Origin of the sequence: Fibrella aquatica (assembly GCF_041321135.1) — a bacterium.
GTDB lineage: Bacteria > Bacteroidota > Bacteroidia > Cytophagales > Spirosomataceae > Fibrella > Fibrella aquatica.
Genome location: NZ_JBGGWF010000018.1, coordinates 38571 through 62380, shown reverse-complemented (window position 1 = coordinate 62380; position 23810 = coordinate 38571). Strand labels below are relative to the sequence as shown.

Annotated in this window: 23 protein-coding genes; 7 read left to right on the top strand and 16 right to left on the bottom strand. The window is 49.1% G+C overall.

From position 1 onward, the window contains the following. Positions 1-125: 125 nt before the first annotated feature. The 5 genes from ACAW87_RS24845 to ACAW87_RS24825 form a co-directional block, all read right to left on the bottom strand. Entirely contained in the window at positions 126-2282 is a 2157-nt protein-coding gene (locus ACAW87_RS24845; protein WP_370726365.1) for a peptidase domain-containing ABC transporter, read from the bottom strand. 66 nt (positions 2283-2348) lie between these two features. Continuing rightward, entirely contained in the window at positions 2349-3542 is a 1194-nt protein-coding gene (locus ACAW87_RS24840; RefSeq protein WP_370726364.1) for an HlyD family secretion protein, read from the bottom strand. A 3-nt stretch (positions 3543-3545) separates the two neighbouring features. After that, positions 3546-4241, bottom strand: coding sequence for a CPBP family glutamic-type intramembrane protease (locus ACAW87_RS24835; protein WP_370726363.1), 696 nt, complete (start codon positions 4239-4241; stop codon positions 3546-3548). 49 nt (positions 4242-4290) lie between these two features. Further along, on the bottom strand, positions 4291-4500 hold the full coding sequence (locus tag ACAW87_RS24830; RefSeq protein WP_370726362.1) for a hypothetical protein: 210 nt from the start codon (positions 4498-4500) through the stop codon (positions 4291-4293). Next, positions 4497-4823, bottom strand: a complete 327-nt coding sequence (locus tag ACAW87_RS24825; protein WP_370726361.1) for a hypothetical protein — start codon at positions 4821-4823, stop codon at positions 4497-4499. The genes ACAW87_RS24830 and ACAW87_RS24825 overlap by 4 nt, the downstream gene beginning before the upstream one ends. Positions 4824-5018: 195 nt before the next feature. On the opposite strand from ACAW87_RS24825, the gene ACAW87_RS24820 reads away from it, so the two are divergent. Next, positions 5019-5303, top strand: coding sequence for a helix-turn-helix domain-containing protein (locus ACAW87_RS24820; protein WP_370726360.1), 285 nt, complete (start codon positions 5019-5021; stop codon positions 5301-5303). A gap of 8 nt (positions 5304-5311) precedes the next feature. Here the strand turns inward: ACAW87_RS24820 and ACAW87_RS24815 are convergent, their stop codons facing one another. The 4 genes from ACAW87_RS24815 to purE form a co-directional block, all read right to left on the bottom strand. Beyond that, on the bottom strand, positions 5312-6355 hold the full coding sequence (locus ACAW87_RS24815) for an adenylate/guanylate cyclase domain-containing protein (protein WP_370726359.1): 1044 nt from the start codon (positions 6353-6355) through the stop codon (positions 5312-5314). A gap of 193 nt (positions 6356-6548) precedes the next feature. Then, positions 6549-8378: a molecular chaperone HtpG gene (gene htpG, locus ACAW87_RS24810; RefSeq protein ID WP_370726358.1), complete on the bottom strand. Its 1830-nt coding sequence runs from the start codon at positions 8376-8378 to the stop codon at positions 6549-6551. Between the two features lie 292 nt (positions 8379-8670). Continuing rightward, a complete protein-coding gene (locus ACAW87_RS24805) occupies positions 8671-9375 on the bottom strand; it encodes a LysM peptidoglycan-binding domain-containing protein (RefSeq protein ID WP_370726357.1) in 705 nt (234 codons plus the stop codon). 15 nt (positions 9376-9390) lie between these two features. Continuing rightward, complete coding sequence (gene purE, locus ACAW87_RS24800) at positions 9391-9870, bottom strand: 5-(carboxyamino)imidazole ribonucleotide mutase (RefSeq protein WP_370726356.1); 480 nt, start codon at positions 9868-9870, stop codon at positions 9391-9393. A gap of 201 nt (positions 9871-10071) precedes the next feature. Here purE and ACAW87_RS24795 point away from each other — a divergent pair, with 201 nt between their 5' ends. After that, positions 10072-11160: an endonuclease/exonuclease/phosphatase family protein gene (locus tag ACAW87_RS24795; RefSeq protein WP_370726355.1), complete on the top strand. Its 1089-nt coding sequence runs from the start codon at positions 10072-10074 to the stop codon at positions 11158-11160. A gap of 77 nt (positions 11161-11237) precedes the next feature. Here the strand turns inward: ACAW87_RS24795 and ACAW87_RS24790 are convergent, their stop codons facing one another. Then, positions 11238-12713, bottom strand: coding sequence for a tetratricopeptide repeat protein (locus ACAW87_RS24790; protein WP_370726354.1), 1476 nt, complete (start codon positions 12711-12713; stop codon positions 11238-11240). Positions 12714-12933: 220 nt separating this feature from the next. Here ACAW87_RS24790 and ACAW87_RS24785 point away from each other — a divergent pair, with 220 nt between their 5' ends. After that, positions 12934-13149, top strand: coding sequence for a hypothetical protein (locus ACAW87_RS24785; protein WP_370726353.1), 216 nt, complete (start codon positions 12934-12936; stop codon positions 13147-13149). Between the two features lie 3 nt (positions 13150-13152). On the opposite strand, the gene ACAW87_RS24780 is transcribed toward ACAW87_RS24785, so the two are convergent. Then, positions 13153-14001, bottom strand: a complete 849-nt coding sequence (locus ACAW87_RS24780) for a DUF481 domain-containing protein (protein ID WP_370726352.1) — start codon at positions 13999-14001, stop codon at positions 13153-13155. 69 nt (positions 14002-14070) lie between these two features. Here ACAW87_RS24780 and ACAW87_RS24775 point away from each other — a divergent pair, with 69 nt between their 5' ends. Further along, positions 14071-15066: a Gfo/Idh/MocA family protein gene (locus tag ACAW87_RS24775; protein ID WP_370726351.1), complete on the top strand. Its 996-nt coding sequence runs from the start codon at positions 14071-14073 to the stop codon at positions 15064-15066. 120 nt (positions 15067-15186) lie between these two features. Here ACAW87_RS24775 and mscL read toward each other — a convergent pair whose 3' ends face one another. After that, the gene (mscL, locus tag ACAW87_RS24770; RefSeq protein ID WP_370726350.1) at positions 15187-15582 is read right to left on the bottom strand and encodes a large conductance mechanosensitive channel protein MscL; all 396 of its coding nucleotides are present in this window, start codon (positions 15580-15582) and stop codon (positions 15187-15189) included. A gap of 141 nt (positions 15583-15723) precedes the next feature. Here mscL and ACAW87_RS24765 point away from each other — a divergent pair, with 141 nt between their 5' ends. Together ACAW87_RS24765 and ACAW87_RS24760 are read left to right on the top strand one after the other, a co-directional pair. Next, complete coding sequence (locus ACAW87_RS24765) at positions 15724-16896, top strand: AIR synthase related protein (RefSeq protein WP_370726349.1); 1173 nt, start codon at positions 15724-15726, stop codon at positions 16894-16896. 57 nt (positions 16897-16953) lie between these two features. Then, positions 16954-18222, top strand: coding sequence for a T9SS type A sorting domain-containing protein (locus ACAW87_RS24760; protein ID WP_370726348.1), 1269 nt, complete (start codon positions 16954-16956; stop codon positions 18220-18222). A gap of 2 nt (positions 18223-18224) precedes the next feature. Here ACAW87_RS24760 and ACAW87_RS24755 read toward each other — a convergent pair whose 3' ends face one another. The 3 genes from ACAW87_RS24755 to ffh all read right to left on the bottom strand — a co-directional run bounded on the left by ACAW87_RS24755 (position 18225) and on the right by ffh (position 21666). Then, on the bottom strand, positions 18225-19643 hold the full coding sequence (locus tag ACAW87_RS24755; RefSeq protein ID WP_370726347.1) for a S41 family peptidase: 1419 nt from the start codon (positions 19641-19643) through the stop codon (positions 18225-18227). Between the two features lie 131 nt (positions 19644-19774). Next, entirely contained in the window at positions 19775-20230 is a 456-nt protein-coding gene (locus ACAW87_RS24750) for a hypothetical protein (protein ID WP_370726346.1), read from the bottom strand. 116 nt (positions 20231-20346) lie between these two features. Next, on the bottom strand, positions 20347-21666 hold the full coding sequence (ffh, locus tag ACAW87_RS24745; RefSeq protein ID WP_370726345.1) for a signal recognition particle protein: 1320 nt from the start codon (positions 21664-21666) through the stop codon (positions 20347-20349). Positions 21667-21902: 236 nt separating this feature from the next. Here ffh and ACAW87_RS24740 point away from each other — a divergent pair, with 236 nt between their 5' ends. After that, positions 21903-22205 (top strand): hypothetical protein, encoded by a 303-nt coding sequence (locus tag ACAW87_RS24740; RefSeq protein ID WP_370726344.1) that lies wholly within the window; start codon positions 21903-21905, stop codon positions 22203-22205. A gap of 136 nt (positions 22206-22341) precedes the next feature. Here ACAW87_RS24740 and ACAW87_RS24735 read toward each other — a convergent pair whose 3' ends face one another. Then, positions 22342-23535 carry an aldose epimerase family protein gene (locus ACAW87_RS24735; RefSeq protein ID WP_370726343.1) on the bottom strand — a complete coding sequence of 398 codons (1194 nt, stop codon included), beginning with the start codon at positions 23533-23535 and terminating at the stop codon, positions 22342-22344. Between the last annotated feature and the right edge of the window lie 275 nt (positions 23536-23810).

Genomic DNA, 23810 nt, shown 5'->3' with positions numbered 1-23810 from the left:
CGGAGACAACGTCTCTCCGGGGATTTTTATTGATGCAGGTACGTACCTACGCCATCACATTCCACAAACTAGCGGGGGCCTGTTTATAATCGAACACGCTTTCGCACATGAACAATACCATCAAATTACACCAATTCAGTCTGTTGTTGCCAATAGGTATGGTACGCCTGCCCGTGCGTGATCAAGTCGATATGACTGCCTTCTTCAACGACCTGCCCTTTCTCCAGCACTACGATCTTATCGGCCTGCCGAACAGTGCTAAGCCGATGGGCAATGATAATAATGGTCCGGCCCGCTTCCCGAAGGTGCTGAATGGTTTGCTTCACAAATTGCTCGGAGCCTGAATCCAGAGCCGACGTGGCCTCATCCAGAATAAGCACTGCCGGATCACGGTATAGCGCACGGGCAATGGCGATTCGTTGCCGCTGACCACCCGACAAGGCGACTCCATTTTCGCCCAGATACGTCTGAAAGCCATTGGGCAGTTTTTCAATGAACTCCATAATTCCCAACTCCCGACAGATACCAATAATGCGTTGCATATCAGGCTCGGGCTCACCTACGGCAATGTTATCGACCACGTTACCGGCGAACAGATCGATTTTTTGGGGCACTACGCTTACCACCCGCCGCAGACTATCTGGGTGGAGGTATTTGATGTCATAATCGCCGATATGAATGTTGCCTTTCAGTAACGGGTACAGCCCCTGCACCAACGAAAGCAGCGTGCTTTTGCCCGAGCCGCTTTCGCCCACAATAGCCGTAACCTGACCCTTCGGAATCGTGAGCGTCAGGTTCTCGAAAACGGTGGTGCGCGTACCGTAGCGGAAACTCACGTCATCGAAGCGAATATCGCCAACCAGTTCAGTCGTGAGCCACACTTTGTTATCGGTTTGCTCCCGTTCCAGATCCATAATCTCAAACAGACGGTCGGCAGCAATGCGCGCATCCTGAATGCTCCGGTTAGCCCCGATCAGGCTAGAGGCGGGACCGGTGAAATAGCCGATGAGGGCGTAGAAGGACAGCAACTCACCGGGCGTAATTTGCCGGTCAAGTACATAGGATGCGCCCAGCCAAAGCAGAATAATGGTAAACAACCGGGTTACGAAACCAAGTGCCGTGCCAGACCATATTCCTGCGCTTCCTGTTGTGTAGATCGTTTGCAATAAGCCAATAAACCGGCTCTCTGTTTTTTCATTGGCAAACGCTTCCAGGCCAAACCGTTTGATGGTGGCCACCGCATTCAGCGACTCGACCAACTGCGACTCCAGTTCAGCCCCTTCCTCCATCAACCGGCGTTGGTATTTTCTATTTATACGGTTTACCACAAAATAAATCAGCGCATAAACAGGCACAATCAGCACCATCACCACCGCCAATTTCCAGTAGTAGGTAAACATCAGACCGAAAGAAAACAAGACGACCAGCACATTGACGACCAAACCAAGCGCCACATCGTTGATAAACAGCCTGATCTTTACCGCGTCGTTGACCCTGGAAATAATTTCACCCACCCGCATCGTATCAAAGAAGGATTGCGGCAGTTTAAGCAGGTGTTTGTAATAGCCTAAAATCAGCGTGGCGTCGATTTGCTGACCGGTTTTCAGGTTGAAAAAGTTTTTAACCGTATCGATAAAAATCTGGAGAACTAGCAAAACGATCATTACTACGCTCAGTAAATTGAGCAGGTTCCGATTGCCGCCCACCAGCACATTATCCACAATTTTCTGCACATAAATAGAGATAGACAACCCCAGCAGTGTGTAGATTACCGCGCCGAAAAGGGCCTGAAGCATAACGCCGCTGTGCGGGCGCAAGAGCTGCCAGAATCGTTGCCATACCGACGTTTTGTTATCGCCGGTTTGAAAGCCATCGCCGGGCAAGAGCAGCACCAAAACACCTGTCCACTCCTGCTTGAATACCTCGTGCGATTTGCGGTGTATGCGTCCGTCGGCGGGGTCCATCACCACCACGTGCTTTTTTGTCACTTCATAAATGACCACGTAATGGTGTAGCTGATTGTTAACGACCACGTGCGCAATAGCGGGCACCGGAATTTTGCTGAGGCTCTCGAACGTACCCTTCACGCCTTTGGCCTGAAGCCCCATTTTTTGAGCCGCCTCGATCAGCCCCAGCACATTGGTTCCTTTCTGATCGGTGCTGGCAAACTGACGGATACGCGCCACCGGCAGCAACAGCCGATAATGCGCGGCCACCGAAGCCAGACAAGCCGCCCCACAATCGGTAATATCGTGTTGTTTGATCTTAACGCGATTAGTCATGATGCAATCAGGATAAAGGCTGAACAAGGCTGATAATGCTGGTCAAGATCTGCGATCTTGACCCTCCTAAAAGCGCGTTTGCAACGCGCCCGTAGCACTGGCCGACGCACCGTTGGTGGCCGGATTCAACCAATCGTCGGCATTATCGTAGAGGAGCTGAAACAGAGACCGTTGCGTGACCACAAACCGGGCTTGCAAAGTCATGCCTTTTTTGAGATAACCCCGATAGCCGTTGGTCAGCGTCAGGTAGTTTTGGTTTAGTTGGCAACGTACCCGAAACGCCGGTTGCTTATCCACCACTGTAAAGTCGTTGGCAATGTCAAGCACCTTTCCTTCCAGTAGCCCCCACTGATTGTAATCAAACGCATCGACCTGAAAACGGGCCAACTGACCCGCCCGCAACAGGCCAATATCTTTGGGCGAGACATAACACTCGACAATGAGCGTAGAGTCGGGCGACACCACGCCGATTGTTTCTCCTGCCTGAACGTACCCACCCACATACCGCCCAGCCAACTGACTCACCGTGCCGTTTACTGAGGCCCGCACCGTATACAGGTCGCGCTCCTGCTGTAGCTGACGTACCTGCGATTGCAACTCCGTGAGGGCTAGTTTCTGCTGTGTCAGTGCCCCCTGCCAGTCACCGCGCTGCCGTTCAACCAGCGTCTGATACTGCGCCACCACGCTGTTAAGGGCATATTCTTTGTCTTCCAGCTCAATGCGGGCAATGACTTTGTCACCGTATAGTTGCCGGGCAGTGGCTAGTTCGCGCTGCCTTTTGGCCTGTGTTTGCAGGTTTTCCTGCGCCAAAAATCGAAACTGCTCATACTGCTGCCTATACAATGGCGACGATAACCCCGCCACTATCCAACCCGCCAACGCCTCGGCCGACGTGGGTACGTTCCAACCCATCAGCCGCACCAAATCGGCGATGTGGGTTTGCTTTTCGGTTTGTTGCGCCGTCAACAAGCGCAGTTTGGTATCGAGCACATCGGTTTGCAACCGCATCAGCACATCACCCCGCTTCACCGGCTGATTCTCGGCCACGAGTACCGCCGCGATGTACCCACCCGCTAGTGGCCGCACCTCGCTCCGCTCCACCACCGGCCGCACCAACCCCGTAGCCTGTACCGACACATCGACGTAAACAAACGGCAACGTACCCAAAGCCACCGTGATCGCCAGCAACACCGATGAGTAAATCAGTTGCGAACGAACGGTAATGGTGGAGAGGTAAAAATGGACAGAATATGTATCCATATATCAGAATAGTTTATACCATATTAGTGTACCATTTATCAATATGTGTAGCAGAACAGTCCAAACAAAACCATGTTTTATCCTAATTGCTCCTAATAAAAAACCCATTATTATTTGCGGCAAAACATAGATAGGATATATAATAATTAACTCATATTTAAAATCAGAATAATTAAAAAGATGTATCATTCCAAACAATACAGAACTTACAATAAACAATGTAAATCTGTTTTTTATTAATTTATTGATAAATATTTGATTTAAAAAACAATAAATAATAGTAAAAAATACTAAACATATAAAAAAACAAATTATATACGTTTCAAAATTATTTACAGTCCATAATAAACATATCAATAAAAACAAAAGGGATGAAGTAGATAGTGAAATCTTAAAACGAGATGGAATTAAAATCAATCTAAATGCTAGCTCCTCGAAAATAGGTCCTGATATAGTTATTAATACTATTGCTTCGGCCAATCCAACGCGCTTAATGAACAAATCAGTACTATAATGTGAATTTATTACTGACTCATAATTCAATACATAAATTACAATTTTATCAACAATAACAATAAAAAATGTAGCGATGAAACTAAGGACATAGTAAAGAACATAAATTTTGAAAAAATTGTGAAAAATATCACTTGAACCTTTTCGTGATAAATTCGCCCATACATATAGTTTAATTATATACATAAATTTAATTTTTTAATGGTCTGAAGAAATAGCTCTTCAGACCATTTTTTTATTGATGCCAAGCCTTATCAAGTAATTTACCAGACATAGCATCATACATCAACTTAGATGTCATTTCGACCGCGTTTGTAACGCAGCCAACGACCCACCCACAAGCGTAACCAATACGCTTAGCTATTTCTCCACCACCAGATATCTCATGTAACTGGTCTTTAGTCAATTCAGTTAGTCCTGAATCTTGAAAATCGTATTTCATCATTTGTGTCGTGAATCAGCGAAACCTTTCGAAAAATACTCCCAATAATCATGAACTACTTCATGATAAAAAGCCGATAATTTACCTAGGGGCGTTAGATGATAAGGCACAACTGGCAGACCACCATCAGTCTCTTGCATTTCGGCAAAATTCATTTCTTCCAAACCGGCCGAATTGAATTGTAATGTGTTCATGGTTTGTGAATTAGGATTGTCGTTTCCCAATCGCCCTACGCCGCCGAATCGTCTCGAGCCGACCATCGGGGTAGTGATTGGTTGCGACAAAATTGGTAAGCCAGTTTGCATACCGCAATGCGTTTTTTGCATAATGCTATGCAAGTTTTTTATGAAATTATACGCTTAATAAGATTGGTTTACAGGTCGAAAAATTAGTAAACTTCATACCATATAAACATATATATAATTATTTATAAGTAAATTAAGTAAGCTAAATTATAAAAACATGGCCCATAATTTACCGTTATTAGCGTTACAATCGTATCCAACACCAACCGTAGCCATATGCCTGATATTTTGACACGCGTGCGCCGCCTGCGCGAAATCTGCGGATTTCCTCAGGAAGTGGTAGCCGATAAATTGGGCATTACGCAGGCCGCCTATAGCCGCCTCGAAAACGGACGTACCCGCCTCGACCTTGACCGGCTAGACCAAATTGCAAAGCTGTACGGTCTGTCTCAGCAAGACATGATAAAAAGGCCATCCGCCGAGTTAATGAAATTGCTAATCGACAATCCTGACCTTAAAGATATATGGGGGGGGGTAACTGGTGACACAGTGATGGCGTAGGTACATACCTACGCCATTACGTTCCAGAGGCGGGCGGGGGCTTGCTTGTTCTTGAGTTTGAATTCGCCCACGCTTTCGCATTGGAACGACTCTTTTACGATCTCGTAACACACTTCAGAGATCAGAATCTGACCCGCCTGTGCGGTTGATTGCAGCCGGGATGCCGTGTTTACCACGTCGCCGATCACGGTGTAATCGAGGCGGCGCAGGGCTACTGAACCGATGTTTCCCGACACGACCTCGCCAGTGTTAATGCCAATCGAGACTTCGGGCTGATAGGGTTTTCCCGACAGTTCTTCCTGAATATGCTGAATCTGGGTACGTATGGCCAAACTCGTTTCAATGGCACGGTCGAGGTGGTATTCGCCCTGAAAAACGGCCATCACAGCATCGCCCATGAACTTGTCGACGTATCCACCCTGACCCAGAATTTCTTTCACCATCACATCGAAGTACTTATTAATCAGGGCAACAACGGTGGCGGGTGTTTCGCGTTCGGCAATGGCCGTAAAGCCGCAAATATCAACAAATAGGATGGTGGCGGTGGTGGTTTCAGAGGCGGTCAGCGATTGCTCGAAGCCCGACTTGGTCATAAACTTCAGCACGCTTTCGTCTACATACATCCTCAGAATGTCGTTCTCTTTTACGGCTTTCACCGTCTCCCGCAGTTCGTGCACATGCTGAATGGTCTTCAGCATGGTTAGTTCCAGGTCTTCGAAGTTGACCGGCTTGCAGACGAAATCATAAGCGCCCCGGTTCATGGCCATACGGATATTTTCCATATCGCCGTAGGCCGAAACCATCACCGCTTTCAAAATCGGGTTAAACTCAGACATTTTCACCAACAGGGTCAGCCCGTCCATTTCAGGCATGTTGATGTCGGCCAGTACTACATCTATATCGGGTTCACGTTGCAGCACATCCATGGCTTCGAAGCCATTGTGGGCAAACGAAAACTCGTATTTCTGTTCGCGAATCTGCCTCCGAAATTTCTGTTTGATTAGCAGTTCGAGATCGGGTTCATCATCAACGACAAGGATTTTTGCTTTCATGCAGCGGGTGTATTCATTTCGTTGATAAAGATAAAGAGAAAAGGAAGAAAGGGAGAATGGAGAAAAGGAGGAAAGGTAGAAAAGGGAGGAACGGAGGAAGGGGAGGAAGGAGGAAAGGGGGCTGCCGCGAGTGTATCTATGCGGTAGCTCCCTTTCCTCCTTCCTCCCCTTCCTCCGTTCCTCCCTTTTTCTCTTACAATCCCGCTACCGTGCGCTTCACGAAGGCGGTTAGGCTTGGGCCAGTCAGGCGGTTTTGCGACAGCAGGGCCAGGTCATACAGTTGCTTGGCCAGCGCTTGCTGCGCGTCGCCCTCCAGACTCAGCACTTTCTGCGACAAGGCGTGGTTGGCGTTGATCACCACGTTGTAGCCACCCGGCATATTGCCAAACATATTAGCCTCACCCGAGAGGGCCGACATGTCTTTCATCCGACGCATAAATTCGGGCATCGTGATCGATACAGGCAGTTCGTCGGTTGGCAACGATTCTACGTTGACCATCAACGACTTGTCGTTCAACATGGTCTCGAACGCTTCTTTCAGCTTCGTCTTTTCATCGTCAGACAATACACTTTCGTTGGCAACGCCCGTGTCGATCAGCTTATCCAGTGTATCGGCATCTACGCGCTTGAACGTCGTTTTCTCCAGCTTCGATTCCAGCGTGTTGATGAAGTGTGCGTCGATGATCGTATCGAGCAACAGCACATCGTACCCCCGCCGTTTGGCCGATTCGATGTAGGCATCCTGCTGATTCCGGTCGGTCGTATACAACACCACTACCTGTTCGCTCTTGTCGGTTTGGTTAGCCTGTACGTGCTCGCGGTATTCGTTAAGCGTGAAGTACTTGCCCTCGGTATTTTTTACCAGCGCAAAGTCTTTGGCTTTTTCGTAGAACTTATCGTCGCTCAGTATACCGTATTTAACGAACAGCCCGATGTCGTCGAATTTGGCTTCAAAGCCAGCACGGTCAGCTTGGAACAGTTCGTTCAGTTTATCGGCCACCTTCCGGGTAATATAGCCGTTGATTTTCTTGACGTTACTGTCAGCCTGCAGGAAGCTCCGCGACACGTTCAGCGGAATATCCGGCGAGTCGATGACGCCGTGGAGCATCATCAGGAAGTCGGGCACCACGTCTTTCGTCTCATCGGTAATAAACACCTGCCGACTGTAAAGCTGAATTTTCTCCCGCTTCATCTGGAACTTGTCGTTGTCCAGTTTAGGGAAGTACAACACGCCCGTCAGGTTGAACGGATAATCGACGTTGAGGTGAATCCAGAACAGCGGCTCGGCCGACATCGGGTACAACTCGCGGTAAAACGTTTTGTAATCTTCGTCGGTCAGATCGTTCGGCGACTTTGTCCAGATTGGCGTGGCGTCATTGATCACCTTCCCGTCGAATTCGACCGGAATAGGCAGGAAACGACCGTATTTTTCCAGAATGCCCTGAAGGCGGAATTTGTCGAGGAACTCCTCAGAGTCAGGGGCAACGTGCAGAATGATCGACGAACCCCGATCTTCTTTCTCTACCTCGGTCAGTTCGTACTCGGTTGATCCGTCGCACACCCAACGCACTGCCTGCGATCCTTCCTTATATGATTTGGTAATGATCTCTACGTTTTCGGCTACCATAAACGCCGAGTAGAAGCCTAAGCCAAAATGACCGATAATATTGGTTTCTTCGCCCGCCTTGTCTTTATATTTCTCGATGAATTCGGTAGCTCCTGAGAAGGCAATCTGGTTGATATACTTCTTCACCTCATCGGCAGTCATACCAACACCCCGGTCGCTGATGGTGATCGTTTTAGCTTCAGGGTCAACTGAGACGGTGATCTTCAATTCACCAATTTCCTGCCCAAATTCGCCGTAGGAGGCTAGTTTCTGGAGTTTCTGGCTGGCATCGACCGCGTTACTGACCAATTCCCGCAGGAAGATCTCGTGGTCGGAATACAGGAATTTTTTAATGATCGGGAAGATGTTCTCGGTGTGGATCGAGATCTGTCCTTTTTCGTTTTGTACGGCTTCCATAAGCGAACGAGTGAACGAGTTAAAGAGTGATAGTTGCTGGGTACGTCCCCTCCAAAAGCCGGTCCATTCGGGCTAACTCTGTCAGATTGACAGAAAATGATACTCTGCTAACCATGTGCGCAAGCGCATCGATATATAAGCTGTACGATAAATCAGGCTTTACGCTCATAATACCATCATACCAAAATGCGAACCTGAAAAGAAGCCTGATCCAGTGACCAGGCTTCTTTTCAGGTTCGCATAATACTTTGTTCAGGTACGTGAGTTATCCCGATGACGTAACTGTCAGATACTATTCTTTCGATGAAAGCGGGATAATCAGTTTTTCGCCTCGAACAGCTCTGTCTTCCGTTTTGTGGTTGGCCTTCATAAGCGCCTCTTTGCTCACTCCATATTTCTGGGCAACTACCCGTAAGAGGTCGCCGGCACCAACAGTGTGAACTGCTTTTACCTTGATGCGAAGCTTCGTCACACCCGATTTTACGTTGTTTTCGTTTACATCAGGATTCAAGGCTTTCAACGTACTTACTTTCATGTTGAGCCGATTCGCAACGCCGTAAAACGTTTCGCCACTCCCTACTGTATAGGTCGATGTGGCTCCTTTGACAATGGGAACGTCAGGCTTTTTTTCTGGTTTTGGTTCTTCCTTTTTCGGCTCAGGCTTTTCTGCTACAGCCTCTTCAGCAACCGGTTTTTCAACAGGCGTTTCAGCGACTTCCTCGTCGGGCGGGGCAGGTGCTTGCGAAAGGTCAACGGGTGCAGGCGTGCTACTTGTATCAGGCAGCAGGTTTTCGGGATCCTCACTTTGTCCGGCCATTGCCTGATCCGTTGTATCCAGGGGCACGCTGGTTAGTTCGCGGGCATTTCCGGTGTCATCGGCCAGACTATCATAGCCAATATAGAGCAGGGCAGCAATTAGGCCTACCAGTACCAATAGCGTAATTAGCGGTAGCGATGCATTGCCCTTTTGGCGATCGTTGTTAGGAGTTTCGGGCATAGTAGTAGGACATAGTTACTTTAATTGCTCACTCATTTGAGCCACTTTTTCTTTCAGGTCTTCTTTGTAGGCGGCCAACCGAACGGCAACCGTTTCGTCAGCGGTGGCTATAATCTGTGCGGCCAGAATACCTGCGTTTTTGGCGCCGTTGAGGGCTACAGTAGCTACCGGAACACCGCCAGGCATCTGGAGGATAGACAATACAGAATCCCAGCCATCAATAGAGTTACTTGATTTGACCGGCACACCAATAACGGGTAAAATTGTCAGTGAGGCCACCATTCCGGGCAAGTGGGCAGCACCACCGGCACCGGCTACAATGACCCGAATGCCCCGGTCACGTGCCGATTTAGCATAGTCAAGCATTTTTTCGGGTGTACGATGAGCCGATACAATATCCATTTCCCAGGCAACGCCCAATTCCGTCAGCGCGTCGGCTGCTTCCTGCATCACCGGACGGTCGGAGATGCTACCCATGATGATTCCTACTTTCATTTACTGCGAAATAACGGACTTTACAGGCATTTAGAACGATATCAACTAAGTTTTTACTCAACGAACAGCTTTTCAGTGAACAGTTATCAGTTACCAGTTATCAGCTCCGCTTAGGTAAGTTACCCTAGCAGAGCTGATAACTGGTAACTGATAACTGTTCACTGTTAAAACCGGAAGGGCATAACTGTAGTTTAAGTCTGCATGACAACAACTGAGTGGGTCTGGCTTGTTTACGGATTGTTGATAACGATCCTTTCGTTTATTCATCTGCTAAGGATCGAATACTGGTGGGTACGTATCTGGGATTTCCCACACACTCAACTTGCTGCCCTTGCAGCCATTGGCCTAACTGGCTGGGTATCGTTCGTACACGATTATTCTTGGCCGCATTGGCTGGCTCCAGCCGGTGTAACGGCAGCCATGTTTTACCAGGCATGGCTATTCTGGCCCTATACATTTTTACACCCGAGGCAGGTAATCCGTCAACGGTATCCACGCGGGCAACGTACCCAGGCTAGTAAGGACCCCAATACACTGACGCTTTTAACGGCTAATGTATTGATGACCAACACGCAATGCCCGAAAGTGCTTTCACTGGTCCAAAAGCACAAACCCGATTTGATCATGATTCTGGAAGCGAGTGCGCACTGGAAACAAGAACTATCACCGCTCGAAGCAGATTACCCACACCGGATTTTATATCCGCAGGAGAACACATACGGCATGTTGTTCTATTCAAAATTTCCTTTCAAACATCAGGAACTTCGTTTCTTAGTCGAAGATGATATTCCATCAATTTATGTCCAGCTTGAGATCCGGTCAGGGCAAATTGTTCATTTTTACGGCGTACACCCACAACCGCCTAGTCCAACAGAACACTATCGATCTACCGAACGCGATGCCGAACTAGTATTGGTTGGCCGCGAGGCACGCCAGCAAACCGGCCCTGTCATGGTGGCGGGTGACCTCAACGACGTGGCCTGGTCGCACACCACGCGTCTATTTCAACGACTCAGTGGGCTATTCGACCCACGAATTGGCCGGGGACTGTACAGTACCTTTCACGCTGAATACTTCTTTCTCCGCTGGCCACTCGATCATGTTTTCGTTTCTCACCACTTCCGGTTGCGAACCCTTCGCCGCCTGCCCGCCTGTGGTTCCGACCATTTCCCGATTCTGGTTTCGCTAACGTATAACCCCGACCCCAAACGGATCAAAGATATTCCAGAGCCTGAAGGAGACGATCATCAGGAAGCCCACGAGATCGTAGCCAAAAGCCGGGAACAGTGAACAGTTAATCAGTTATCAGTTATCAGTTATCAGTTGCTCCGCTAAGGAGCCTATACCCAAGCAACGCTGATAACTGCTCACTGATAACTGTTCAACGCGGCTTTGGCTTTATTGTCGACGCTGTTTTTGTATTCGTGGTGCTTATAGCTCAGCGCCTTTTCGAAAGCCTGTCGGGCTTTGGGGACGTTACCCTGTTGCTGATAGAGATAGCCCAACTGCAGGGCTGATGTCGCTCCGAAGGATAGCTGCTCGGGATCGCTTAAGCGAATAGATCGTTCAAAACCCGCCATTGCGCCAGATACGTTGCCCTGTTTTTGATAAATACGACCCAGCCTATACTGATACTCCGCCCGCTCGGGCAAGGTCTGAAAGCTGGCTTCAGTATATGGTTTCAGCACAGTCAGTGCCTGATCCAGAAAACCACCGTCGGCCGCAAACCGGGCCTGCGTCAAGACACGTTGCCGTTGGTTTGGAAAAATTTTCAGGTACGTTGTGGCTGCCTTTTGCGCTGCTTTATCAGCCTCAACGGTGGTTCGGCCACTGACAACCACACGCGACAGTTCGGCACGGGCGCGCAATTCATCGCCGGCCAGCCAATAACAGAGAAAGCGTTTATAATGGCTATCTTTTATCAGGTTTTGACCTCTATACACGTTCAAAAATTGTCCGTAATGGCCAATGGCGGTGGTGTATTCCCCTTTTTGCAAATAAATATCACCCAGCAGATTGTCAATAACCGGCAACGAGACATAAGCTAAACCACGGGGCCGGGAGACCAGTAACGTCAGCGCCCGTTCTGACTGAGCGTTTTTCATGGCCGTGGTTGCAGCGAAAAACCGAACCAGCAGGTTATCCGGCGCATCGGCTATAAAATGCACTAAGTTGGCCTCGTCACTTTCTGTAAATTGTAATATGTAGGCCCGAATAAGAAGTTCTGCCATGCGGACTTCTGTTCTAAAAACAGGATCTTGCTGAGCACGTTGCAAATCGGCCAACCCATCGCGGGTGTTTCCGCGCAGGCCAAGCAACCTCGGCACCCAGGCATAGCTTTCCGGAACCGAGCCAATCATCACCCGAAGCATACCCAGCGATTTGTAAGTGGGCAGAAAGTCGGGGAATAATCGCTGATTTTCGGCCAGCAGTTTATAGGCTTTGATGATGCTCCAGCTTGCGGCCGTTTCTTTGCCGAATTTAAGCTTCACAAACGCCCAATGCAGGCGTACTTCAGCCAGGAGTAATCGTTGATAAGGTGATTTTTCGTTGAGGTCCTCTAACACATCAAGCCGTGTTTCTTCGTTGGCTGCCAGCTGACTAAATAACCGGTCATCATCAGAGCTGAGCAGAGCAATCATATCTGCATAATCAGCCACAAAAATCCGTAATCCGTTAACGGGAGCATCAGGCTCTGCCATCAAGATTTGCCTGGCTGCCGTTAACCTGCCTTTCGTCAGATCCGTATAAGCCTGCTTTACACCCGGCGTCCAGCGAAAATCCTGCGCCCGTCCGTAAACGGTTGTCATCATGCAGAACAGGAGCAGTAGGTTTCGCTTCATGGTGCAAAGCTATCAACCCTGATAACCAAAAAACAAACAGACATTTCTACCTGTAGATTGAATACTGAAACGCTTTTTGTGACCAAAGAAAGTACGCTTGAAATCATTATTGTAACAATTAAAACAATTTGGAAACCTAAAAAACAATTAAACTAAAATACTAAGTAATTACACTTAACTGCGCTTTATATTCGTGTCCATTCAACACAGTACCAACTATATGTATATAAGTATTTACCTGCTCTTTTACGGGTGTCTACTGCTTTTTTACGATTTTTTGGCATTCATCGATCATTCCTCACTTGTTGGCCTGAAACATTTTCGGCGTCTTCAGGAGCAAATCGGAAATCGTCAGGCCCATTGGGCATTACGCCTGATCGCCTTTTTGTTGGTTTTGGCGGGGTTGAGCATCTGGCACCGACAGCAGCGTTACTAACTGCTATTTGCGCTCATAGGTCATGCCGAGCGTTAAGCGCAGGTCGTTATTGACCCGCCCCGGCACCAAAATACTTTCATACGAATTAGCGAGTGTAGTTCTGAAACTCAACGACGTACTAAACTTGTACTGAACGCTTACGCTACCATTCCAACGCACATTTCGCGGCTGTCCGAGCGGTCTGCTCAACGCGGGCTGATAAAATGCAGTGTGCGACACCTTCCAGCGATCTTCGTCGAAGGTATACTCGCCAAATAGCCGTGCCGAGTTTCGCCAGATATTTACGTCGCTCAGTTCTACGTAATCGGTGTATTCGCGAATGAGTACATTGGTCAGCGATATATAAGCTCGCTTCCGGGCCAGTAGTTTGTACCCTAACCCCGCCGCCGCCGTGTACCGGTTTGAAATCTGGCGCAGGTTACTTCGTTCATACGACCCGAAAGCCAGGTAGTACAGCCGGTTTTCGTAGAACATGGTCAGGCGGGCATCACCGAAATATTCCCGTTCGGCCAGTACCCCGTTTTGGCGGCCAAATACAAACGACGGCGTGGTCGATAGTTTGGCAATCTTGCTCACCTCTACATCGAACGCGCTAACAAGTTGCAACAGAGATCGGTTAATGTTACCACTAGTTAACGTACCATCGGCCGTGAGTCTATACCGATATACCGACTTAAAAGCTGACTTGCTTTTTGGCTTTCCAGCCAATGAATCGGTAACAGCCCTGACCGAATCGGCGGCTACCTGTACACTGTCGGGAACAGATGGGCGCAAAGGGTCGGGTTGCTCTGTGTTTTGAGCCGCTGACCTAAGAAACGAGAACATAAACAGCAAAAGAAGGAGAAAGCGCATAACGTTGTTTTTACTGAAGTGACACAATGATTTTCGCAAAAGTCGCTTCATTGCGCTAAAAATAGAACCATGTCAACTAAAACTCGCTGGGCCATTCTGGGCCTGGGCCGCATCGCCCACAAGTTCGCTACCGACCTGATTACCATTCCCAACGCTGATTTAGTGGCAGTTGCCTCGACCGATCAGGGCCGCGCCGATGCCTTTGCCGCGGAGTATACACGAGCCAACGGAACACTTCCTCTTGCTCTGGGTTCGTATGAAGCCCTGCTCGATATGGCCGACGAAATCGACGTGGTCTACATTGCCACCCGGCACGTGTACCACCGGGCGAATACGTTGCTTTGCCTGAATGGCGGATTGGCGGTTCTATGCGAAAAACCGTTTGGTATGGCCATTGGTGATGTAAATCAGATGCTCAGCGTAGCCGAAGCGCGGCAAACGTTTCTGATGGAAGCCCTCTGGAGCCGGTTTATGCCCACGATTCAACAGGCGAAGTCATGGGTAGACGAAGGAGCTATTGGACAAGTATTGACCATCAAAGCCGACTTTGGGTTCAAGGCCGATTATGATCCCGGCAAGCGACTGTTCAACAAAGAACTCGGCGGCGGCTCCCTGCTCGATATCGGCATTTATCCGCTCTTTATCAGTTATCTCATTAATGGTATGCCGGTAAGCATTAAAGCATCAGCAACGCTGGCCCCGACGGGTGCTGATGAACAATGTGGCATGGTGCTGACCTATTCGAACGGAGCGATGGCTATTCTGAACAGCACGTTTATGGCCAATACCGAAAACGTGGCCCTGATCTACGGCACAGAAGGCACCATTCGCATTCACGGACGTTTTCACGAATCGACCGTCGTAACGCTTGAAAAGCCCGATGCAGAATCGGTTACGCATACCTTCGACCGCAGTACACATGGTTATGATTACGAAGCGCAACACGTGATGGACTGCCTCAACGAAGGATTCACCGAAAGTCCACTCTGGAGCCATACCGACAGCCGGAACCTGATGACCCTGCTCGACGATGTGCGCCGCGAAGCGGGTATTTTCTACGAGTAGCGTTCAATATCTAATGTCTGAAGTTCAATGTCTAAAGTCTAATGTTCAAAGTTGCTCTGCTAGCCCACGATTACTGAATCAGCGGAGCAACTTTGAACATTAGACTTTAGACATTGGACTTTAAATACTTTGCACCGGCCGTTTCCGTAATTCGTCGCGAATTTCGGTCAGTAGTTCTTCGGTTGGCGATGGGCCGGGAGGTGGAGCCGGGACGCCCAGTGCAGAGCCGGTCACCCGATTGTAAAGGCGAATGACCCAGAAGATGACAAAGGCGGTGATCAGAAAGTTAATAAACGTCTGAATGACAGCCCCGAATTTAAGCTGTGCCTTGTCGGTAAGCGATACTACGAGCGACTGACTCAAATCGAAACCGCCCAAAGCAAGTCCAATCAGAGGAGCTAGTAAATTTTCGGTTAGCGAAGTAACTACTCCGCCAAAAGCTGCACCAATGAGTACACCAACAGCCAGGTCCAGGGCATTACCCCTTTTGATGAATTCGGCAAAATCACGGATCATAACGACTAAACAATTGAGTGAAAATACTATTCTATTAAGTTGATAAGCAATATAGGAAAAGACCTAGAATTATCAATCGAAGTATAGCGTAACTGTTACTTCACGCAACGACAGACCGCACCTTGCCTTATCTTTGCGCGCATGACTGACCGCTATGCCCAACGGGGCGTTTCTGCCGACAAAGAAGACGTTCACAACGCTATTGCCCGTCTCGACAAAGGCCTTTTTCCGAAGGCTTTCTGCAAAATTGTCCCCGACGCCCTGGCTGGCGACCCCAATTACTGCACCATCATGCACGCCGATGGTGCGGGCACCAAATCATCGCTCGCTTATTTGTATTGGCGCGAAACCGGCGATATGAGCGTCTGGAAAGGCATTGCACAGGATGCCGTGGTCATGAATACCGACGATCTGCTTTGCGTAGGAGCCACCGGACCTATGTTACTATCATCGACTATTGGGCGTAACAAAAACCTGATTCCCGGCGAAGTCATTACTGCCCTCATCAACGGTACCGAAGAGGTGCTTCAGATGCTGCGCGACCACGGCATCGATATTCACAGCACTGGCGGCGAAACGGCCGACGTGGGCGATCTGGTCCGTACACTGATTGTAGACAGCACCGTTATTGCCCGAATGCGCCGCGCCGACGTGATCAGCAACGATCAGATCAGGCCCGGCGACGTGGTAGTCGGCCTGGCTTCATACGGACAGGCAACCTACGAGACCGAGTACAACGGCGGCATGGGGAGCAACGGCCTTACCTCGGCCCGGCACGACGTACTGGCACATGGGCTCGCCGACCGTTACCCTGAAAGCTTCGACCCCGCCGTTGATCGTAGTTTGATCTACAGCGGCAGCATGAACTTGCAGTCGCCAATTGAAGTAGGTCAGGGTAAGACCGTTCCGGCGGGCAAGCTAATTCTTTCGCCGACACGTACCTACGCACCGGTAGTAAAAACGCTGCTCGATCAGCTACGGAGACAGATTCACGGCATGGTACACTGTTCGGGTGGAGCCCAAACCAAGGTGCTGCACTTTATTGACGACCTGCACGTAGTGAAAGATAACCTGATGCCCGTACCACCGCTATTCAAGCTGATTCAGCAGGAAAGCGGTACTTCGTGGCAGGAAATGTTCAAGGTCTTCAACATGGGCCACCGACTCGAAGTCTATCTGGCTCCCGAATACGCGCAAACAGTTATCGATGTGTCGCAGTCGTTTGGCATTGATGCTCAGATTATTGGTCACGTAGAAACTTACTCGGGCAAATGCGTCACGATTCAGCATAATTCAGAAACGTTCGTATACTGATAAATTTGTAAGCAGTAGATAATTCAGTAGCTTGGCAACAGATCCACCCCGTTTGCCATGAAGCTTGCTGCCTATATTGGTCTGTTTTCTCTTTTCCTACAACCTGTCCGTGCGCAAACTACCCTGTTTCAGCAGGATTTTTCGGCGGGCAGTCCACTGAGCCAATACATCAGTGGATCACCCAACGCTAATCAGTTTAACGGCATAACGGGACCGTCGGTGGCCATTGTCAACGGCGCGTTGCAATTCGATCGTCCAAATAACAGCAGCACTGGCCATTTTGCCCGCTCAACTGATTTTTCACCAACCCCCGGTTCGCTCTACATGCAGATGGATTTTGAGGTGGTATCGGCTACTACGACGGCTGGTAACAGCGCGTTGCTTTTTTACGTCGGCAATGGCTTCAGCAACGGGCCGGGCAATCCCAGCAATGCCGATATCTATGCCCGGTTTGGCATCAACTTCACGGGTAACGGATACGAGTTTTCAGTGCGGCATATTCCCGTTGGCGGTGCCGGTTCGTTCAATTCAGCTACTTTTACCGGTAAGCAAACATTAACACTGGTCCTGAACAACACGGGCTACACCGTAACGTATCTGCAACCGGGCGGGGGGCTACAAACCCTGGCAAATGACACCTACGATTTGTGGGTCGGCAACACCGAAGTAGTCAACGGACTACCGGTGATTACGCCTAACCAAACCATGACCGACTTTAAACTGCGTATAGACGATGATGTGTACGCAGCGGTATTTCAGTTCGATAACTTTCTGATACGCGATATCACCGGCATTTTGCCCCTGTCAGCATCAGACTTTCAGGCCATCAGAAATGGCTCGCAAGTTGATTTGTCCTGGTCTTCGGCTAACCAATCAGCAAACTTTTTCGGGATAGAGCGGAGCGGAGATGCACAGGCATTTAGCGAAATTGGTCAGGTACGTACCCAGCCGAATCAGACCATTTATCGGTTCACCGACGACTTTCCCCCGGCCGGAACGAGCTATTATCGGCTCAAACAAACCCATGCTGATGGTGCCGTTTCAGTCAGCAAACCACTAGCCGTTGACGTCCCTGACAACGTACCTGACTTTACCGTGCTGGACAACCCCGGCGATGGCTCATCTATTGTAGTGCGGCCCCGCAACCTACCCGGTGCAACGTACCTGATTACGACCCTCAGCGGGCAAGTCATCCGGTACCAGCAACGCGAAACGCCCGACGGACAGGTAACGTTGCTGCTGCAACATCCCCTCCCATCGGGCGTTTATCTGCTCACGGCCCAAACCGAAACCCGTCGGCTTACCCGTAAGGTACTGGTACGCTAGGTTTATTTCAGTTTCACAAACGGCGATGCTGTGTACAACGTGTTAGCGCCCGGCTTGAAGTCATCAGATGAACCAATAGTTAAGTCAGGCGTACTTGCCCGGCGGCCACCTGTAGTCAGCCCTTTCATGTGGTTGATAGCGGTAGCCAAAAGAGGATCACGCAAATCACCTAATGGTACCAATGCACCAAACGGCTCGTTGACTTCTACTGTTGGTGTGAAGCCTGCCCAGTAGTCTGACTCGTTATTCTTGTTGAAGGTCCGGAAAACAATGGGCTGCATACCCCATTTGTTGCTCTTATTTTCATCGTCTGTAATGGTAATCGAACCAACATTTTTACCGTATGAAGTCGTGCCAATTGTGTTAACGGTCATGTACGGACGAAGACCATTAATCACCAACTCACTTGCCGAAGCCGTTCGCCGCGTAGTAACCACGTACACCCGCGATAACTGATTTCCTATATTGTTAGTCTTCGGCTGAAAATACGTGTTGAAGAAATTATCGCCCTCACTCGCCCTGATTTCCTGTGTCAGTGAAGCATTATATTCCCGGCGATGGAAAACCAGATTAGATTGACCATTCAATTCTTTCACGATCAGGCTGGCCAAATTAGTAGACGAAGTAGATGCCCCTCCTCCGTTGTAACGCAAATCCAGAATTAATTCGTTGACACCCTGCGCTTTAAATTTTCCAAAAATGGTATTGATCTGAGTGTCGTAAGAGGCTGTTGATGAGCCATTGGGGCCCGGTACAAACTGGTTATACATCAGATACGCAATTTTGCGACTACCATCTGTATACACCGAATCTTTAAAAATTGGATTTTCTTGAAGTACCACTGGCGTCACCGCTACGGTTTTGCTCGTTTTCGCAATAGCTCCATTCTGAATAGTGGCAATTCCGTACGTCTGTGTTACCGATTCATCGGCGAAAGCTCGGTTTAATACGGCCTGATCCGTAGTTAAGCTGATACCGTTAACCGAGTAAAATATGTCATTCCGTTTCATACCAGCTTTGTCGGCAGGCGAACCAGCTATTACATAAGTGACAACACCCACTACATCCGTCGATCCCTGTGCGGCCAGTAAAAGTGTAAAATCAAGACCGGTTGTTGTGGTCTCGCCGTTAAGCGTCGCAGTCAGTTCGGCCGCACTTTCCTGAATCCAGGAAAAGCGATCACCTTGCGGGTTAGACGTTGCATTGTATTTATACAGCAACCCATTAAAAAAAGCGTCGGGCGCCAACGCCTTGTTCGGACTAGCTGGAATTTTATCGTTCCAGTAATAGGCATATCGCATATTCTCCAGAATCCAGTCGTTGACGGCGGCATCGGCCGTTGTTACACCAGTTGGACTAACCTCAACGGGATCTTTTTTGCAGCCCGTCAGCAGCAACGTACCTACGACGAAAAGTGCCACAGAAGTACGTAATGGGTTTATTGATGTGTTCATAAATGACGTTGTAAACTCTTCTGGATTAGTAACGCAAAAAGCCCGGTAACTGGGATAGTACCGGGCTTAAAAATAGATGAAAATAAGGCTATATCCGTCTATTGATCAGCGCGTTTCCGAAAGTGCCAAACAAGCCCTAGATACGAGTAAAACACGCCCGATTTGAAGTTCGACCGGGCTGATGGCGATAGCTCAAAGGCAACGCGCAAATTGGGCAGGCTAGCCACCGGTGCCGCCCGCACGCCAACGTGCAGTGAGTAGCCTTCCAGAATTTTGTCGCCATTCACGGCATTGAGCGCGTTGACCTGAATACCCGGTCCTACATAATAGTTGACCCGCTCGGTACGGCTTACGTTCACCATCGGGCAAAACGTGGTGCTGAGTTGCTCGAACAGCGAGTTGGTCTGTAAGCGGCTATCGAGCCAAACCAGTTTATCGGGGTTGGTACTGACCGTAAACAAACCAAAGCTATTGAACGGATAATACCCCACCGACGCCTGGCAGAAGGCAGATATGGGTAAGGCAAGAAACAGGAGAATGGCGAGGTGCTTCATATGGTAAAAGAGTGAAAGAGGTGATGAGTGAAAGGTGCTCTGCCTGTGATCGACTCGTGATGCAAGCAGAGCACCTTTCACTCTTTCACTCATCACCTCTTTCACTCTTTAAATCTTTATTTCATCATCTTCGCCAGCTTGCCCGACGACTGCATGTTGTTCATTTTCTTCATCATCTTCCGCATTTCGTCGAACTGCTTCAACAAGTTAGTCACCTGCTGAACATCCGTGCCCGAACCGGCGGCGATACGCTTTTTGCGGCTTATGTCGATGATTTCAGGGCGAGACCGTTCTTTCGGCGTCATCGAACTGATGATCGCTTCGATGGGCGCGAATGACTTATTATCCAGATCGAGGTCTTTCACCATTTTGCCCATACCCGGAATCATCCCGATCAGATCTTTGATGTTACCCATCTTTTTGATCTGCTGCAACTGGCTCAGGAAGTCATCGAAATCGAACTGATTCTTCCGCATCTTGGCATTGATCCGGCGCGCTTCGTCATCATCGAACGCCTGTTGGGCACGTTCAACGAGCGAAATCACGTCGCCCATGCCCAGAATCCGGCTGGCCATCCGGTCGGGATAGAACACGTCGAGCGCGTCCATTTTCTCGCCGGTACTCATGAACTTAATCGGCTTGTTCACTACCGCCCGAATCGACAGCGCTGCTCCACCCCGCGAATCACCGTCGAGTTTGGTCAGCACCACGCCGTCGAAGTTCAAACGATCGTTGAAGGTTTTGGCCGTGTTTACCGCATCCTGCCCAGTCATTGAGTCAACCACAAACAGGGTTTCAGCTGGATTGAGCGCCAGTTTCACCTGCTCAATTTCCTGCATCATCACCTCGTCGACCGCCAAACGACCGGCCGTATCCACGATCATGATTTTCTTACCCGACTTCTTTGCATGTGCCAGCGCATTCTGCACGATAGAAACGGCGTTCTTGTTCTCTGGCTCGGCAAATACCTCAACACCAACTTGTTCGCCCAGTACTTTTAGCTGATCAATGGCGGCGGGGCGGTAAATATCGGCGGCAACGAGCAGTACGCTCTTGCCCTGTTTTTTGATGTATGAGGCCAGTTTCCCCGAAAACGTAGTTTTACCCGACCCCTGCAATCCGGCAATCAGAATCACGGCCGGATCACCTTTAAGGTTGATCGGTTTGGCCTCGCTGCCCATCAGTTCGGTCAGTTCCTCCTGCACGATCTTAATAAACAGTTGTCCCGGCTCAACGGCAATCAGCACTTTCCGGTCGAGGGCTTTTTCCTTCACCCGGTCGGTCACATCTTTGGCCACTTTATAGTTCACGTCGGCGTCGGTCAGCGCCCGGCGTACTTCCTTGATGGTAGCGGCAACATTGATTTCGGTAATGCGGCCCTGACCCTTCAGGGTTTTGAAGGCCTTATCAAGCTTACTCTGTAGGTTCTCGAACATAATGTGTACACGTAGTGACAGCAAAGATAACGGATTCGTATGCAGTGGCCTATAGGTGACTCGAAGGCATTTTAGTTGGAAGACATTTGGAGTCGAAACAGATAACTATCAATTCTATAGATCTAAATAAATATTATTTTACTGACAATTTTTGTCTAATCGCTTCGTCTAAAATTTATATATTGCTCCTTCGTAAGAATGAACGCCTGACCAACTAATCATATCAAAGCCTAGTTATGACCCGGATAATCGCCATACCCGTTTTCTCTTGCCTTGTATCGGCTTGTTTACTTGGTATTCCTGCCGATGCCACTGCTAATCAGCAACCGGTAGAAAAAACGGCTTCCGAAACGGTCAAAAAGGCTCCTCAGAAGACGCGAAAAAAGACCAGTCGTCCTACTTCTGCCAGGGTCACCTCACCAAAATCGACCACAGCGGTAGCCACTGCGAAATCAGATGAGAAACCCGGTAAACGCTTCTGGTCACGCATCATGGATGCGTTCCGCGATGTTCATTCAGTGGAAAAGAAGACGAATTAATCGCCCTCGTAATAACGTGGTTAAAGACGCATAACGTAACGCTCCGGCTTAGTAGAGAAGTCATGTAGTCTCTCTACTAAGCCGGAGCGTTGTCTGTTCACCTTCTTTCGATAAGCAGTTTATGCTGCTCAGTCAACTATTTATCGAACGTATACGTAGTTGTCTGGGTATACGTTTGTCCCGGTTTCAGCGTGGTTGTTGGGTACGTTGGCTTGTTTGGCGAATCAGGGTAGTGCTGGGCTTCCAAAGCAAAACCGCCCCGGAAGTTGGTCACCTGGCCGTATTTACCTTTGTCGGCACCCGTAAAGAAGTTACCGCCGTAAAACTGCATAGCCGGTTCGGTAGTTGATACGCTCATCTTGATGCCTGACTTGTCGCCAACAATTTCGACTACTTTATCGAGTGTGCCCATTTTGTGGTTCAAGACCCAGTTGTGGTCGTAGCCGCCGCCGAAAGTCAGTTGCTCGTTTTTCTCGTCGACCCGCGCCCCAACGGCAGTAGGCTTCCGGAAATCAAACGGCGTACCTTCAACTGAAGCAGGCTCACCCTGCGGAATCAGCCCTTTATCGACCTTCGAATACTTGTCAGCATCGATCATTAACACATGGTTATTGACGGTACCGCTGCCATCGCCGTTCAGGTTGAAAAACCCGTGGCTGGTTGGGTTATAGGGTGTCGCCTTGTCGGTCGTGGCTTTATAATCGATCTTCAGCGCATTGTCTCCATCAATTGAATAGGTAACCGTAGTGGTCACGTTGCCAGGGAACCCGCCTTCGCCGTCTTTCGACAGGTACGTTAGCTGCAAGGTTTTATCATCAACCTGTTTGGCATCCCAAACCTGACGGTGAAATCCATCTGGCCCGCCGTGAAGCGTATTGCCGTTGTTGTTCTGTGCGGTTTTATACGTCTTTCCGTCGAGCGTAAACTGTGCTTTTCCGATTCGGTTACCAAAGCGACCCACCACCGGACCGAAGAACTCGGCACCGGGTGCTTCGTACTCTTTCAGGCTGCCAAAGCCCATAGCCACATCGGTCATTTTGCCGTTTTTATCGGGCACCAGCAGTCCTACAATGCGTGCCCCATAGTTGGTGATGGCCACCTGAATGTTATCTCCTTTTAGGATGTATAGGCCCGCTTTCTTTCCATTGATTGTGCCATCGAACGCTTTCGGATCAGGCAATTTGTAATCAACCGCGGTTGAGTCAGACATAGCAGTGGTATTGGTCTGCATAGCAGTGGTATCGTCGGCGTTTTCCGACTTTGTTGAATTTTGACATCCCGCCCCCGACAATAATGTCAGCAGCGCGACAGGAAAAATTAAGTTTTTCATGCAAGAAAGGGTGATAGAGCCCATTAGGCGGGCGTAAAGTAAAGAAAAACGATGTTTAGACTTACTACAAAAAAAATACGTCGACCAAGGGGCCGACGTGTTTTCTTATTACTAACCTATGATGAAACAAGTTCATGTCAGGTAAAGTAAGTACCTGTCAATATCTCACCATAATTGAATTAAGAAGTGAGAGAAGAGAAGCAAGGGACAAGACGGTCTGCCGTCGCGGTTGCTCCGCCAGATCAAACAATTCTGATATAGCAGCGCATCTCTTG

Excerpts from the sequence above, each read along its gene's own strand:
- ACAW87_RS24845 (WP_370726365.1), bottom strand. The coding sequence starts at position 2,282 with ATGACTAATCGCGTTAAGATCAAACAACACGATATTACCGATTGTGGG.
- ACAW87_RS24840 (WP_370726364.1), bottom strand. The coding sequence starts at position 3,542 with ATGGATACATATTCTGTCCATTTTTACCTCTCCACCATTACCGTTCGT.
- ACAW87_RS24835 (WP_370726363.1), bottom strand. The coding sequence starts at position 4,241 with ATGTATATAATTAAACTATATGTATGGGCGAATTTATCACGAAAAGGT.
- ACAW87_RS24830 (WP_370726362.1), bottom strand. The coding sequence starts at position 4,500 with ATGATGAAATACGATTTTCAAGATTCAGGACTAACTGAATTGACTAAA.
- ACAW87_RS24825 (WP_370726361.1), bottom strand. The coding sequence starts at position 4,823 with ATGCAAAAAACGCATTGCGGTATGCAAACTGGCTTACCAATTTTGTCG.
- ACAW87_RS24820 (WP_370726360.1), top strand. The coding sequence starts at position 5,019 with ATGCCTGATATTTTGACACGCGTGCGCCGCCTGCGCGAAATCTGCGGA.
- ACAW87_RS24815 (WP_370726359.1), bottom strand. The coding sequence starts at position 6,355 with ATGAAAGCAAAAATCCTTGTCGTTGATGATGAACCCGATCTCGAACTG.
- htpG (WP_370726358.1), bottom strand. The coding sequence starts at position 8,378 with ATGGAAGCCGTACAAAACGAAAAAGGACAGATCTCGATCCACACCGAG.
- ACAW87_RS24805 (WP_370726357.1), bottom strand. The coding sequence starts at position 9,375 with ATGCCCGAAACTCCTAACAACGATCGCCAAAAGGGCAATGCATCGCTA.
- purE (WP_370726356.1), bottom strand. The coding sequence starts at position 9,870 with ATGAAAGTAGGAATCATCATGGGTAGCATCTCCGACCGTCCGGTGATG.
- ACAW87_RS24795 (WP_370726355.1), top strand. The coding sequence starts at position 10,072 with ATGACAACAACTGAGTGGGTCTGGCTTGTTTACGGATTGTTGATAACG.
- ACAW87_RS24790 (WP_370726354.1), bottom strand. The coding sequence starts at position 12,713 with ATGAAGCGAAACCTACTGCTCCTGTTCTGCATGATGACAACCGTTTAC.
- ACAW87_RS24785 (WP_370726353.1), top strand. The coding sequence starts at position 12,934 with ATGTATATAAGTATTTACCTGCTCTTTTACGGGTGTCTACTGCTTTTT.
- ACAW87_RS24780 (WP_370726352.1), bottom strand. The coding sequence starts at position 14,001 with ATGCGCTTTCTCCTTCTTTTGCTGTTTATGTTCTCGTTTCTTAGGTCA.
- ACAW87_RS24775 (WP_370726351.1), top strand. The coding sequence starts at position 14,071 with ATGTCAACTAAAACTCGCTGGGCCATTCTGGGCCTGGGCCGCATCGCC.
- mscL (WP_370726350.1), bottom strand. The coding sequence starts at position 15,582 with ATGATCCGTGATTTTGCCGAATTCATCAAAAGGGGTAATGCCCTGGAC.
- ACAW87_RS24765 (WP_370726349.1), top strand. The coding sequence starts at position 15,724 with ATGACTGACCGCTATGCCCAACGGGGCGTTTCTGCCGACAAAGAAGAC.
- ACAW87_RS24760 (WP_370726348.1), top strand. The coding sequence starts at position 16,954 with ATGAAGCTTGCTGCCTATATTGGTCTGTTTTCTCTTTTCCTACAACCT.
- ACAW87_RS24750 (WP_370726346.1), bottom strand. The coding sequence starts at position 20,230 with ATGAAGCACCTCGCCATTCTCCTGTTTCTTGCCTTACCCATATCTGCC.
- ffh (WP_370726345.1), bottom strand. The coding sequence starts at position 21,666 with ATGTTCGAGAACCTACAGAGTAAGCTTGATAAGGCCTTCAAAACCCTG.
- ACAW87_RS24740 (WP_370726344.1), top strand. The coding sequence starts at position 21,903 with ATGACCCGGATAATCGCCATACCCGTTTTCTCTTGCCTTGTATCGGCT.
- ACAW87_RS24735 (WP_370726343.1), bottom strand. The coding sequence starts at position 23,535 with ATGAAAAACTTAATTTTTCCTGTCGCGCTGCTGACATTATTGTCGGGG.